14 protein-coding genes and 1 tRNA gene are annotated in these 12061 nt (G+C 58.3%); 8 read left to right on the plus strand and 7 right to left on the minus strand.

Annotated elements, in window-relative coordinates; all coding sequences use genetic code 11:
- Positions 1-133 precede the first annotated feature (133 nt).
- The 3 genes from DWV32_RS00005 (at position 134) to nagA (ending at position 3434) form a co-directional block, all read left to right on the plus strand.
- The gene (locus tag DWV32_RS00005) at positions 134-865 is read left to right on the plus strand and encodes a GntR family transcriptional regulator (protein WP_117756828.1); all 732 of its coding nucleotides are present in this window, start codon (positions 134-136) and stop codon (positions 863-865) included.
- 114 nt (positions 866-979) lie between these two features.
- Positions 980-2146 carry an SIS domain-containing protein gene (locus tag DWV32_RS00010; protein WP_117756829.1) on the plus strand — a complete coding sequence of 389 codons (1167 nt, stop codon included), beginning with the start codon at positions 980-982 and terminating at the stop codon, positions 2144-2146.
- Positions 2147-2264: 118 nt separating this feature from the next.
- Entirely contained in the window at positions 2265-3434 is a 1170-nt protein-coding gene (gene nagA / locus DWV32_RS00015) for an N-acetylglucosamine-6-phosphate deacetylase (RefSeq protein ID WP_117635803.1), read from the plus strand.
- Positions 3435-3509: 75 nt separating this feature from the next.
- Here the strand turns inward: nagA and DWV32_RS00020 are convergent, their stop codons facing one another.
- The gene (locus DWV32_RS00020) at positions 3510-4094 is read right to left on the minus strand and encodes a flavodoxin domain-containing protein (protein WP_233540362.1); all 585 of its coding nucleotides are present in this window, start codon (positions 4092-4094) and stop codon (positions 3510-3512) included.
- A gap of 156 nt (positions 4095-4250) precedes the next feature.
- Here DWV32_RS00020 and DWV32_RS00025 point away from each other — a divergent pair, with 156 nt between their 5' ends.
- The 3 genes from DWV32_RS00025 (at position 4251) to DWV32_RS00040 (ending at position 6798) form a co-directional block, all read left to right on the plus strand.
- A complete protein-coding gene (locus tag DWV32_RS00025; protein WP_117736082.1) occupies positions 4251-5132 on the plus strand; it encodes an aldose 1-epimerase family protein in 882 nt (293 codons plus the stop codon).
- Between the two features lie 59 nt (positions 5133-5191).
- A complete protein-coding gene (locus tag DWV32_RS00030; RefSeq protein WP_117756831.1) occupies positions 5192-6127 on the plus strand; it encodes a hexose kinase in 936 nt (311 codons plus the stop codon).
- 197 nt (positions 6128-6324) lie between these two features.
- Complete coding sequence (locus tag DWV32_RS00040) at positions 6325-6798, plus strand: YhcH/YjgK/YiaL family protein (RefSeq protein ID WP_117756832.1); 474 nt, start codon at positions 6325-6327, stop codon at positions 6796-6798.
- Between the two features lie 164 nt (positions 6799-6962).
- Here the strand turns inward: DWV32_RS00040 and DWV32_RS00045 are convergent, their stop codons facing one another.
- Both DWV32_RS00045 and DWV32_RS00050 read right to left on the minus strand, forming a co-directional pair.
- Entirely contained in the window at positions 6963-7328 is a 366-nt protein-coding gene (locus DWV32_RS00045; protein ID WP_117736085.1) for a hypothetical protein, read from the minus strand.
- Positions 7329-7757: 429 nt separating this feature from the next.
- Positions 7758-7833: transfer RNA gene (locus tag DWV32_RS00050), tRNA-Thr, on the minus strand.
- 157 nt (positions 7834-7990) lie between these two features.
- Between DWV32_RS00050 and DWV32_RS00055 the strand changes: the two genes are divergently transcribed.
- Complete coding sequence (locus tag DWV32_RS00055) at positions 7991-8503, plus strand: PTS sugar transporter subunit IIB (RefSeq protein WP_117756833.1); 513 nt, start codon at positions 7991-7993, stop codon at positions 8501-8503.
- Between the two features lie 319 nt (positions 8504-8822).
- Here the strand turns inward: DWV32_RS00055 and DWV32_RS00060 are convergent, their stop codons facing one another.
- The gene (locus DWV32_RS00060) at positions 8823-9161 is read right to left on the minus strand and encodes a transposase (RefSeq protein ID WP_233540363.1); all 339 of its coding nucleotides are present in this window, start codon (positions 9159-9161) and stop codon (positions 8823-8825) included.
- A gap of 86 nt (positions 9162-9247) precedes the next feature.
- Complete coding sequence (locus DWV32_RS00065; protein ID WP_158566018.1) at positions 9248-10300, minus strand: aldose epimerase family protein; 1053 nt, start codon at positions 10298-10300, stop codon at positions 9248-9250.
- A gap of 205 nt (positions 10301-10505) precedes the next feature.
- On the opposite strand from DWV32_RS00065, the gene DWV32_RS00070 reads away from it, so the two are divergent.
- Positions 10506-11270, plus strand: a complete 765-nt coding sequence (locus DWV32_RS00070; RefSeq protein WP_233540364.1) for a DeoR/GlpR family DNA-binding transcription regulator — start codon at positions 10506-10508, stop codon at positions 11268-11270.
- Positions 11271-11381: 111 nt separating this feature from the next.
- On the opposite strand, the gene DWV32_RS00075 is transcribed toward DWV32_RS00070, so the two are convergent.
- The gene (locus DWV32_RS00075) at positions 11382-11687 is read right to left on the minus strand and encodes a type II toxin-antitoxin system RelE/ParE family toxin (RefSeq protein ID WP_117583553.1); all 306 of its coding nucleotides are present in this window, start codon (positions 11685-11687) and stop codon (positions 11382-11384) included.
- Positions 11677-11943, minus strand: coding sequence for a type II toxin-antitoxin system Phd/YefM family antitoxin (locus tag DWV32_RS00080; RefSeq protein ID WP_117735487.1), 267 nt, complete (start codon positions 11941-11943; stop codon positions 11677-11679). The genes DWV32_RS00075 and DWV32_RS00080 overlap by 11 nt, the downstream gene beginning before the upstream one ends.
- Positions 11944-12061: the final 118 nt, after the last annotated feature.

The following is a 12061-nucleotide window of genomic DNA, read 5'->3' on the forward strand; positions in this document are numbered from 1 at the left end:
CCGTGGGTTATACCCTAAGAGCAAACCACCCTTTTTAAGGGTGGTTCTGATTTTCTTAATGATTCGGGTGTTGCAGACCGATAATGCTTAACACCCAAGGTAGTAGCCTAGTTTGAGCAAAAGGGAGGATAGGATGGCGATCGGAGCGCGTAAGCAACCGCTGTACGATCAGCTGGTCGATATTCTGACCGAAAAGATTGACCATGAATATCGCGCCGGTGACATGATTCCTTCCGAGCGCGAACTTTCGGAGCGCTATGGTCTCTCGCGCACTACGGTACGCCTAGCTCTGCAGGAACTGGAGCGTTTAGGACTGGTGGTTCGGCAGCACGGTCGCGGTACCTTTGTGACCGACCGTTCGGCAAAGGCAACCAATCTTATGCAGTCCTACAGCTTTACCGAGCAGATGCGCGCGATGGGTCGCGTCCCCGAGACCACGATTCTCGAGTTTTGCGAGATGGAGGCCGATAAGAATCTGGCCGAGCATATGGGATTACGTATCGGTGATCGCATTTTTAAGCTCAAGCGCCTTCGTTCTGCCGACAACATGCCCATGATGGTCGAACGCAGCTATCTACCGGTTCGTCAATTTCTGTCTCTAAAGCGACCGCTGCTGGAGCGTAAGCCGCTTTACGATGTGATTGAGCAAGACTTTCAGCAAAAAATACGCGTGGCCGAAGAGGAGTTCTATGCGAGCATAGCCCGTCCCACCGATGCCCACCTTTTGGAAATCGTCGAGGGCTCGCCTGTGCTCGATTTGGTTAGGACTACGTATAACGAGTCAAACGAGGTTGTGGAGTATACGCTCTCGGTTGCTCGTGCCGATCAGTTTAAATACAAGGTTTACCACCAGCGTAGCGACTAGTGTTTTCACCGTTTCCATATGATGATTCTTTGTATTTAACTGGTTACTACCAGATAACCAACTGAAGTGTATAATTGCACGTCAGAGGATTACTTCTAGAGAGAGGTATTAGAAATGTTCGAGAAGAGTGTCGAGGAGCTCACCGAGCTCGGCGCCCAGATCACCACGGCCGAGATTGCTCAGCAGCCCGAGCTTTGGCGTGATACGCTCAACATCTATCGCGAGAACAAGGAGGCCATCGAGGCCTTCCTGGCCGAGGCTCGCGCTATGGGCGAGGGCCGTCTGTCCGTTGTCTTCACCGGTGCCGGTACGTCCGACTACGTTGGCGATACCTGCGCCCCGTACCTGCGTCACGCTGGCAACACTGATCTCTACGACTTTAAGCCCATCGCCACGACCGACATCGTGAGCGCGCCGCGCGACTTCCTGCGCGCCGAGGATCCCACGCTCGTGGTTTCCTTTGCCCGCTCTGGCAACAGCCCCGAGAGCCTTGCCGCCGTTGCCGTCGCCAAGGAGCTCGTCCACAACGTCAAGTTCCTCAACATCACCTGCGCTCCCGAGGGCAAGCTCGCCGTCGAGTCCGCTGATGACCCCAATGCGCTGACGCTGCTCATCCCGCGCGCCAACGACAAGGGCTTCGCCATGACCGGTTCTTACACCTGCATGACCCTGCTCTCTACCCTCATCTTTGACGAGGCTTCCGACGAGCAGAAGGCCGAGTGGGTCGAGACCATCGCCAAGATGGGCGAGGAGGTCATCGCTCGTGAGCCCGAGGTCGCCGATTACCTGGCTGGCGACTTCAACCGCGTGACCTACTTGGGTTCCGGCTCCTTCGGTGGCCTTGCCCAGGAGAGCCAGCTCAAGATCCTCGAGCTCGCTCACGGTCTGGTCGCTACTTCCTACGACACCTCTATGGGTTATCGTCACGGACCCAAGTCCTTCGTCGACGACAAGACCCTCGTGTTCGTGTTCGTCAACAACGACGCCTACACCCGTCAGTACGACATCGACATCCTCAACGAGATCGGTGGCGACAAGATCGCTCAGCACACCGTTGCCGTTCAGCAGGATGGCGCTACCGTCTACGAGGGCGAGTCCTTTACCTTTAAGGGCTACGAGGCGCTTCCCGAGGGCTACCTTGCCCTGCCGTTCGTGATGTTTGCCCAGGCTATCAGCCTGCTCAACTCCGTGCGCGTGGGCAACACGCCCGATACGCCGAGCCCCACCGGCACGGTCAACCGCGTGGTTAAGGGCGTGACGATTCACCCCTTCACCGCTTAATCGCGTCCCCCTGTAAGGGCGCCCGTCCGCTCATAACGGCGGGCGGGCGCTTTTTGTTTTTACATGGACCGGGTATAAGCATCACCACAGTCAACTGCTTTAGAAGCAAGGAGTGCATATGAGCACGTACGCAATTAAGGCTGACAAGTTCTTCTTGCCGGCAGGCCCGCAACTGGGCGGCTATCTTATGGTCGAGGATGGCGTCTTTGGCGCCTGGCAGGCCGACGAGCCCTCTTGCGAGATTAAGGACTACACGGGATCGTGGATCGCACCGGGTATGGTCGATACTCACATCCATGGCTTCTACAACCACTCAACTACCGATAACGATCCCGAAGGCATCGATATCAGCTCGACCGAGCTTGCCCGTCGCGGTACCACCAGCTGGCTGCCCACGACGTTCACCGATGGCGTTGAGCAGATCAAGGACGCCTGCGCCGCTATCGCCCAGGCGGACGAGGGTCGCGGCCCCGACTTCTGCGGTGCTCGCATTCAGGGCATCTACCTGGAGGGCCCCTTCTTTACCATGAAGCACGTGGGCGCGCAGAACCCCGCTTACCTGATCGATCCCTCCGAGGAGGTCTTCGACCAGTGGCAGGAGGCTGCTGGCGGACGTATCGTCAAGAGCGCTATGGCCGCTGAGCGCGATGGCGCTGCCACCTATGCTGCCGCCCTCAACGCGAAGGGCGTCGTGACCAGCATCGGTCACTCCGACGCCACCTACGATGAGTGCATCGCCGCCATCAACGCCGGTGCCAGCTGCTTTACGCATACCTATAACGGCCAGCGCGGGCTGCATCACCGTGAGCCCGGTGTCGTGGGTGCTGCCATGTCCACGCCCGAGACCTACGCTGAGATCATCTGTGACGGCAAGCACGTAAACCCTGCCGCCATCAAGGCGCTGCTGCAGGCAAAGGGCTGGCAGCACACGGTACTCATCACCGACTGCCTGGGCTGCGGCGGCATGCCCGAGGGCAGCTACACCAGTGGCGGCATGGACGTCATCATGAAGGACAACCTGTGCTGGCTCGCCGACGGCAAGAGTATTGCCGGCTCGGTGCTCACGCTTGCCCAGGGTGTCAAGAACATCGTCGACTGGGGCATCGCCAGCGCCGATATCGCCATTCGCATGGCAACCGAGGTGCCGGCACGCTCCGCGCACATCGAGGATAAGTGCGGCAGCATCATGCCGGGTCGCGACGCCGACTTTGTCGTGTTCGACCACGAGCTCACCCTCGTCGAGACGTATGTTGGCGGTCAGAGCGTCGGTAACGCCTTTACCGAGTAACGATAGAAAAAGACGGCGGGCCCGAATCTGCTCGGACCCGCCGTATGGGTTAAACGCTCAAAAGCACCTTTACAGTTACAGCTTGTTAGCGATCTTCTTTGCCGTGCGCTTAACGCCGGCCACCAGGCCTCCTGCAGGATGCTCCTTTTCGTAGGCTAGACGCTTCTCGCGCTTGGCATACTCTTCGACGATGATGTCGCCATACTCGTCTTCGATCTTGTCGAAGAAGTCGACGGCGCCCTTAATTTCCCCAGCGTTCGGGTGCCCCTTTTGGACACCGCCGGTGAGTTTGAACGGCCCCCACGTATCAAAGCCGGGGCAGCCGTAGACGCCCATAAAGATGGCCTGCCTCATGCGGCAGATGCCATCGATATCCTTGCCGTACCACTTGTTTTTGCCACCGTAGGTCATAAGGCCAAACACCTTGTCCTGCGGCTGCAGCACGTTCGTGAGCACGCGTGCCATGTCCTTGTCGATCTCGGAGTAATAGATGCCCGTGGCGACACCGATCAGATGATATTCGTGCAGGTTGGGATACTCGTTTTTGCCGAGCGCCTTGACGTCGAGGGTATCGATCTCGGGGTGTGCCTCGACGATGGCGTCCACGAGCTTTTTCGTATTGCCGTGGTGGCGTGAGGCATAAAGGATGATGGTTCGCATAAGAAGGCCTTTCAGCTGTAATTGCATCAATGTCTGTATGGTACCCCGTTGCATGGCTGGGATACCGGACGCATCGATGAACGTGCGGGTTTGTCCTTTGGTCAGGGCCGAGACGGGTTCTTGCGAGCAAAAAGCAGTTGTTCGAAAGGATGGACAATGGAATACGCTCTCTCCAACGATTCGATTTCTATCAAGGTCTCCACGGCCGGCGGCTCGTTTACCTCGATTGAGGCTGGAGGTCGCGAGTACCTGTGGCAGGGTGATCCCGCCGTGTGGTCCGGCCAGGCACCGATTTGCTTCCCGATTTGCGGAGGCCTGCGTGATGGTAGCGCCATGACGTTTGCCGGGCATCATGTGAAGCTCGCTCGCCACGGGTTTGCGCGCAAACAGGAGTGGAAGCTGCTGAGCCAGAGCGAGAACGAGCTGGCGATGTGCCTGGCTTCGGAGGATAACGCCGCGCTGCTGAGCGATTATCCGTACCCGTTTAAGCTTGTCGCTCGTTATGCGCTTGAGGGGGATACCGTGCGCGTCTCCTATGAGGTGACCAACGAGGGCACCGAGGACATGCCGTTCTTTATCGGTGGACACCCCGGCTTTAGGTGCCCGCTCGACGAGGGCGAGGCCTATACGGACTACGAGTTACGCTTTGAGAAAGACGAGGCTGCGGAGCTCTGCACCGCCGTTCCCTCGACTGGATTGATTGACGTGGCAAACCGCTCCAAGAACCCCATGGTGGGAAAGACGCTGCCTCTGTCGCATGAGCTCTTCGATTTTGCGGAGACCATCTTTGACGTACTCGAGAGTCGTCAGGTCACGCTTTCCAAAAAGGGCGAGGACAAGGGCGTTCGCCTGAGCTTCGAGGGCTTTCCGTACCTCATCGTGTGGAGTAAGCCCGAGGGCGATTTTGTGGCAGTTGAGCCCTGGGGCGGCCTTTCGACCTGCTCCGATGAGGACGACGTGCTTGAGCATAAGCGCGGCTGCCTTGTCGCCAAGCCCAAGGAGACCGTCGTTCGCTCGTTCACGATTGAGATTCTGTAATTCCGTTTTGTCGACTCGTATCGCGAGGCACAAGGAGCCTGCGAGATAAGGAGCTAAAAATGATCCTCACCGTTACGATGAACCCGTCCGTCGATACGCGCTATCAGCTCGATGAGCTTGTCATCGACGACGTCAACCGCGTGACGCCCGAAAAGACCGCCGGCGGCAAGGGCCTTAACGTGGCCCGTGTGCTGGGTCAGCTGGGCGATGACGTTGTGGCAACCGGCCTGCTCGGTGGCCACATGGGCGCCTACATGGCTGAGCTCATGGACGCCAACGGTATTAACAACGACTTTGTGCCCATCAAGGGCGAGACTCGCATTTGCCTCAACATTCTCCACGCCGGCAACCAGACCGAGCTGCTCGAGAGCGGCCCGACGATTGCCCCCGAGGAGCTCGATGCCTTTACCGCCAAGTTTACCGAGCTTGCGGGCAAGGCCGACGTCGTCACTATTTCGGGTTCGCTGCCCCGCGGTGTCGAGGCAGACTACTATGCCAAGATCACGGGCATTGCCGAGAACGCCGGTGCCAAGGTGTTGCTCGATACCTCGGGTGCTTCGCTCGAGGCCGCCCTTAAGTCCGAAATTAAGCCCGAGCTGGTCAAGCCTAACCTGACCGAGATCAACGGCCTTTTGGGTACGAGCTTTACCACCGACGATGTGGACGAGCTCCGCGCCGCGCTCGCCTCTGATGCCCGCTTCTCCGATATCCCCTGGGTCGTCGTGTCCATGGGCGCTGCCGGCTCCGTTGGCTTCCACAATGGCCGTGCGTTCCGCGCAAAGACGCCCGATATCCCTGCCGTTAACGCTACGGGCTCTGGTGACTCCACTATCGCTGGCTTCGCGCATGCCATTGCTGCTGGCGCGGACGACGAGACGGTGCTGCGTACCGCCAACACCTGCGGCAAGCTCAATGCCATGGATCCCATGACCGGCCATCTGGTCATGGACCGTTGGGATGAGGTCTACAACGGCGTTGTCGTGACCGAGCTGTAAAAGCTTGGGCGTCGGCCCCGGCATTGCTTGCTAGCTCATGTCGACGACAAGTGCGGTAGCATTATGCTGGGGCGCGACGCCGAGTTTGTCGTGTTCAATCCCGACCTTACCCTGGTCGAGGCGTATGTGGGTGGCAACAGCGTCGGCAATGCGTTTGCCGAGTAGCCGCCAAAGAAGCGATCCGAGAGGGGATTTAGATGATTTACGGTGCATTGGGCGATATCGAGGAGTACCGCGGAATGCTCAAGGGCCTCGACGTGCTGATCGACTGGCTCGAGGAGAACGACCCGGCAGAGCTCGAGGTCGGCAGCCATCCGATTCTGGGCGACAAGGTCTATGCGAACGTCATGGCTCCCACGACGCGTCCCGAGGCCGAGGCTCACTATGAGACGCATCAGCGCTATCACGACCTGCAGATCGACATTGAGGGTCGCGAGGCCTTTAAGGTTGCCACGGGCAGCCTGACGCTGGTTCAGGAGTTTGACGAGAAGGACGACTACGATCTGGTCGATTCCGACGCTTCGATCGCCGGCGATCTTGCTGACGATAAGTTTGCACTGTTCGTTGCCGGCGAGCCTCACATGCCCACGCTCGAGTTCCCGGGCGATGGCGCACAGCCGGTCAAGAAGATTTGCTTTAAGCTGCTTGCAGACGCTTACTGGGAGGAGTAGCGCGCTGCTCGGCTGAGCTGTTCGTATGCTGGCGTGATTCCATTGAGGGACGCGCTTGAGCCCCGTTAATCGCAGTTCCCTTGGGGATTGCGGTTGGCGGGGTTTTTGTTGAGTAGGGGAGTTGCCGGCGGCGTTGTGCTTGGATTGGTGGATGTGCGCCTCATTTATTTGCGAAGAACATCGGCTAGCCGCAGGATTGAAATCATCGACCGATAAGTGAGCTCCACTTTTTCGCCCGCAAGCAGTCGTTTCGAGCCAATCTCATCTAGCCCCACAAGCCGAGAAAACAGCGGGCCGCTCATCGTGCCCTCGTCAATTGACTCCCTTATGGTCTTCAAAACGTCCGTATCATGAAGCGATGCGGAGCTGTAGGGGGCAACACGAGCGGAACTCTCAATTAACGACGAGACAAAAGGATGAAGATGCTTTGGACATAGTCCATCAAACACCACATCCCCATTGTCGTTCGAACCGACCAGGCGCCAAGTATAATGATCGACCCAGTCATCTCCGTCATATATGGCGTCCATGAGCAACTTCCCGTCTAGAGAGAGAAATCTATTTGGACATCGGGGCGCAAGACCGCAATCCATATCGGGCCTGCAGCAGCTCCAACCCAACGCACCACATAGGTTCCCTTTCGTACATGTGTATCAATCTGCCCCGAAATGCCGGTGAATGCAATTCCAGACCCGTTTGTCGGATAGCAATCGACGTATTTTTGTTTTCCGCTCACAACCTTGTATAGATATATCGTTCCAGCAAAAGAGAAGGTATCGTGGCTATTTTAAATCTATATGGCCAATTCGAGCCCTCACCATGGCAATTGTTGCAGCTGGGTTTCTTTTCATTAAAATTTCACTTTGGTAAATCCCCGCCCTCTAAGCATTAAATCCGAAGTCCACCGAGTGGCCGAATCGGCAACAAAAAAGCCGCCCGAAGGCGGCTATCTTGTGCAATGGAGCCAGCGACCGGGCTCGAACCGGTGACCCCCGCTTTACGAGAGCGGTGCTCTACCAACTGAGCTACGCTGGCGGCCATGTGGTGACGCAACTGAGGCGTCAACGGCTGTCTATGATACGGGACATCGCACATCCGTGCAAGTGTTCTGACGGCTTTTCTCACTTTAAATGCACTAATATTAGAGACGTGATGTCTCGCTCTTACGAGTCTCAAACAGAATGGGACTGCCATGGCTCAACCCAAGATTCTTCTCACGCGTATCGATGACCGGTTTATTTACGGGCAAGACGTTGAGCTGTGGAACGAGGCTATGGGTTCCAACCTCGTCCTAATCGTCAACGACGAGATTGCGGCGGATTCGCGCAAGTGGGCGCCTATGAGGGTCGCGGCGCCCGAGGGCGTGTGGACGCGGTTTTTCTCGGTGCAAAGGACCATCGACATCATTCATACCGCAACGCCGCGCCAATGGATTCTCATCATGGTGGCGTCGCCCGCGGATGCGCTCGCGCTGGTCAAGGGCGGTGTGCCCATTACCAAGATCAGTATCGGTCACATACAAGCAGGGGAGGGCAAGCGTCCCGCGACGCCTACAGTTGCCGTAGACGACACAGACATCGCCGCCTTCAAAGAGCTGCAAGAACTCGGCATAGAGCTAGAAATCCGCTACCTCCCCAGCTCCAATCCCGACCCCATTCAACTAGTCGTTGGGGACACCCTTGGCACTTGGGGACGTTCCTTTTAATATGAGCAGGACATTGTCAAGAGGCAAAATCGGGCCTGGCCCCAGCGATATGGGGTCAGGCCCCCTCCCTATATCAACCCGTCCGCGGCGACCTCGGCGTGTCTTACCGACGCTCGTCTTTGCAGTTTAATATCCGCCCGCGGCGATCTCTCGCCGGGCAATCCGTTGCTGCGGCTGAGGCTTCTACGTCGAACCGACAGTCTGTGCACGCGTGTGGCGCCCTGGGCGCTCGCAGAAAAGGGACCTGAGGTTCGCCTCAACGGCTTCGGATCGAACCGCTTCCGGGGTGATTGGCTTATGTGCGGGGGACCGCCCCCCCCTACGCCTCCTCGGCCATGAGGCCGACCGCCCATACCCAGCAGGCGAGCTCGCGCGCCGTGGCCACGTTCGCCTTGTTGCCGTGGACCCCGCGCGCGAGCAGCGCCTCCCGCCTCTCGACCAGCCTCCGCACGCCCTTGGCGGCATGCCTCCGGGCGCCCCGGTCCGGGGCCTGGCCCTTGGCGAGGTCCTTCGGCCGCCCCGAGCACGTCAGGTAGTGCCACGCGGCCTCGACCAGCGTCTTCCTCAGGTGCTTGTTGCCGACCTTGGTGATCGCGCCCCTGCGGTCGCTCTCCCCGCTGGAGTGCTCGGAGGGCGTCAGGCCGACCCACGCCACCACCGCCGACGGGCGTTCGACTGGATAGAAAAACGCCCGTCGGCGGTGGTGCCGGCGGGCGTTGCTGTGCGATATGTCGCGTTGCGGGCTTAGTGCCTCATAAAGTGGTATTCGATCACATTGCTGTAGGGATGGCCCGGGCCCACAATGCCCTGCGGGAACAGAGGCTGGTGCGGCGTGTCGGGGTACATCTCGGCCTCGAGGGCAAAGCCGGCGCCCCAGCCATAGTTGGCATCGTCCTTGGCGTGCTCGTCGCCCAGCCAGTTGCCGGTGTAGAGCTGCACGCCCGGGGCAGTGGTGTAGTAGTCCATCTCACGACCGGTCCACATCTCCTCGACGTGCATCGCGCGGCGCAGGTTGCGGCCGTACTGATAACCATCGATGCACAGGCAGTGATCGTAGCCACGGGCTTGCTTAATCTGCGGGTCGTCGGCTTCCATGCCGGGAGCGACGGGGCGCAGCTCACGGAAGTCAAACGGCGTGCCCTCGACCGGAGCGATCTCGCCGGTGGGGATGTTCTGGTCGTTGATGGGCAGGTAGTGGGCAGCGTTGGCAACAAAGAAGTGCTCACAGTCCATGCCGGCGTTATGGCCGGCAAGGTTAAAGTACGTGTGGTTGGTCATGGACACGTACGTGGCGCGGTCGCTCTCGCAGCCATATTCGATGCGGAAGACGCCGGTGCGCGTCACGGTAAACACGGCCGTAAAGGTGCGGTTGCCGGGCAGGCCCAGCTCGCCATCCTCAAGCGAGGTGGTCATGCGAACAGCGTTGTGGACCTCGTCGAGCTCAACATCCCACACGCGCTTATGCAGACCGTGCTCAAGATCGCTGTGCAGGTTGTTGGCGCCCTCGTTGGCGGGCATATGCCAGTCTGTGCCGTCGATGGTGATCGTGGCGCCCGCGGTGCGGTTTGCCACGGGGCCGATGGTCGCACCAAAGCAGGCGGGGTTGTCAAAGTAATCCTTGAGCTTATCAAAGCCCAGCACCACATCGCGTACGTTGCCGGGAATGTCGGGCACATCGATGCCCAGCACGGTGGCGCCATAGTCCATAATGCGAACGCAGATCTCAGGCCCGTTGAGGGTGTAGCGATGAACGGGGGTACCGCACGGCGCGGTGCCGAAAAGCTCGGAAGTGATCATTTGGTTCCTAACATCGAGGTATTCCGACAAACTGTAGCGCGAACAGGCGAGATTATCACTACACCCCACTAAAGCTGGGGGTATTTTTCTCAAAAAAGTGATGATTGGAGCTGTGCGGGCGTTCATTTTTGACGCGCACGAGTCTGATACAATTTGTTCGTTACTGTTTGAATGATATGTGCGCAAAGAACGGCGAGGATTCATCGTGATTAAGGCAGAGCGACAGGATAGGGTTCGTCAGCTGCTCGAAGAGCAGGGCACGGTCTCGGTTAAGGAGATCTCAGATGCGTTAGGCGTCTCGGACATGACGATCCGCCGCGACCTTGAGGAACTTGCGAGCCTGGGCGAGATTGAGCGCGTGCACGGCGGAGCCCGCAGTGCACAGGGCCGTCCCCACGCTATGCTACGCCATGAGTATTCGCACAGCGAAAAGCGCACCAAGCATGCCGAGGAAAAGCTGCAGATCGCGCGCCGCGCCGTGGAGCTTATCGAGGAGGGCTCGACCATCTTTTTGGGTACGGGCACTACGGTTGAGCAGATGGCCTCGATGCTGCCGGCGTGCCGCCTGCGCATTGTGACCAATTCGCTTTCGGTGTTTAACCTGCTCGAGGCGCGCGAAGACTGCGACCTGTGTCTCGTGGGCGGTATGTACCGTCGCCGCACCGCCGCTTTTGTGGGACCAACGGCCGAGGATACCCTGCGTGCGCTGGGCATCGATGCGGCGTTTATCGGCGCCAACGGCATTCTGGATGGCGACGTGTCTACGTCCAACATGGACGAGGGCCGTATCCAGCAGCTCGCCTTTAGCAAGGCCGACTCGCGCTATCTGATCGCCGACTCCAGCAAGATCGGCAAGCGCGACTTCTACACCTTCTGCCGCCTGGACAGCCTGGACGCCGTGGTGTGCGAGCCGGGTATTACCGCCGAGGACCGCACTGCCATCGAGGAACACACGCGGGTCATCTGCTAGCTAACGCTGCAGACGATACTTCTGTCCTCTGCCGGCGCGGGGATTATCGCTTCACAATGACGCGCAAAATGACATGCTATATGCGCTCGGGCCAAGTATTCAGCTTGTGGGCTAGACCAGGCGGGCGTAGTCCTGTGACTGATGAAAGATGTGGGCTATATAGATTGTTTCGTGCTCAAACTTGTATAGACACACGTAGTTGTTGACGGGAAACGATCGGTAATTACGTGCCGCCAGCTCTTGCATGTGCGAGAGGGGACGTAAAAGCGGCTGCTCGCGAAGCAGATCAAGCTGATATTCAAACTCAGCGACAAAATTGCCTGCTGCACGCGGATTCTTGAGGATTTGAGCAAGGTATCCGACAATACTCTCGTACTCATATCGCGCGCTTTTGAGGATTACGACGTTATAGGTCATATTTGTCTCGTATCGAAGCCGCAAAGGATTCGTAGTCGCTGTAGTCGCCTTGCGATATTTCGTCTTCTGCCAACATCATACGAGACAACAGTTTTGCCTTGGCGATTTCTTCTTGCATGAGGCGATACTGGTCGCTGCTGATGCAGTGCATGGCCTCGTAGCCGTTCTTGGTTACGGTAACGTCGCGCTCAGACTCAACAAGTGCGGTGAATGTGGCAGTGTCCTTCATGTCACGGACGGGCACACAAGCGGACATGGGCACCTCCTTTGCGTTGGGACACAATTGTACCACGGTATATTAAAACGTCGGCGTCGTCGGATTATCTCAATCTGTAACAGTTGGGAGTAGAGAACCGTGTTAGATGTTACAGATC

The organism is Collinsella sp. AF04-24 (assembly GCF_003465685.1).
Taxonomy (GTDB): Bacteria; Actinomycetota; Coriobacteriia; order Coriobacteriales; family Coriobacteriaceae; genus Collinsella; species Collinsella aerofaciens_AP.

What these genes read in the sequence shown, in the direction of transcription:
- DWV32_RS00005 (WP_117756828.1), top strand. Translation starts at nt 134, where the DNA reads ATGGCGATCGGAGCGCGTAAGCAACCGCTGTACGATCAGCTGGTCGAT.
- DWV32_RS00010 (WP_117756829.1), top strand. Translation starts at nt 980, where the DNA reads ATGTTCGAGAAGAGTGTCGAGGAGCTCACCGAGCTCGGCGCCCAGATC.
- nagA (WP_117635803.1), top strand. Translation starts at nt 2,265, where the DNA reads ATGAGCACGTACGCAATTAAGGCTGACAAGTTCTTCTTGCCGGCAGGC.
- DWV32_RS00020 (WP_233540362.1), bottom strand. Translation starts at nt 4,094, where the DNA reads ATGCGAACCATCATCCTTTATGCCTCACGCCACCACGGCAATACGAAA.
- DWV32_RS00025 (WP_117736082.1), top strand. Translation starts at nt 4,251, where the DNA reads ATGGAATACGCTCTCTCCAACGATTCGATTTCTATCAAGGTCTCCACG.
- DWV32_RS00030 (WP_117756831.1), top strand. Translation starts at nt 5,192, where the DNA reads ATGATCCTCACCGTTACGATGAACCCGTCCGTCGATACGCGCTATCAG.
- DWV32_RS00040 (WP_117756832.1), top strand. Translation starts at nt 6,325, where the DNA reads ATGATTTACGGTGCATTGGGCGATATCGAGGAGTACCGCGGAATGCTC.
- DWV32_RS00045 (WP_117736085.1), bottom strand. Translation starts at nt 7,328, where the DNA reads ATGGACGCCATATATGACGGAGATGACTGGGTCGATCATTATACTTGG.
- DWV32_RS00055 (WP_117756833.1), top strand. Translation starts at nt 7,991, where the DNA reads ATGGCTCAACCCAAGATTCTTCTCACGCGTATCGATGACCGGTTTATT.
- DWV32_RS00065 (WP_158566018.1), bottom strand. Translation starts at nt 10,300, where the DNA reads ATGATCACTTCCGAGCTTTTCGGCACCGCGCCGTGCGGTACCCCCGTT.
- DWV32_RS00075 (WP_117583553.1), bottom strand. Translation starts at nt 11,687, where the DNA reads ATGACCTATAACGTCGTAATCCTCAAAAGCGCGCGATATGAGTACGAG.
- DWV32_RS00080 (WP_117735487.1), bottom strand. Translation starts at nt 11,943, where the DNA reads ATGTCCGCTTGTGTGCCCGTCCGTGACATGAAGGACACTGCCACATTC.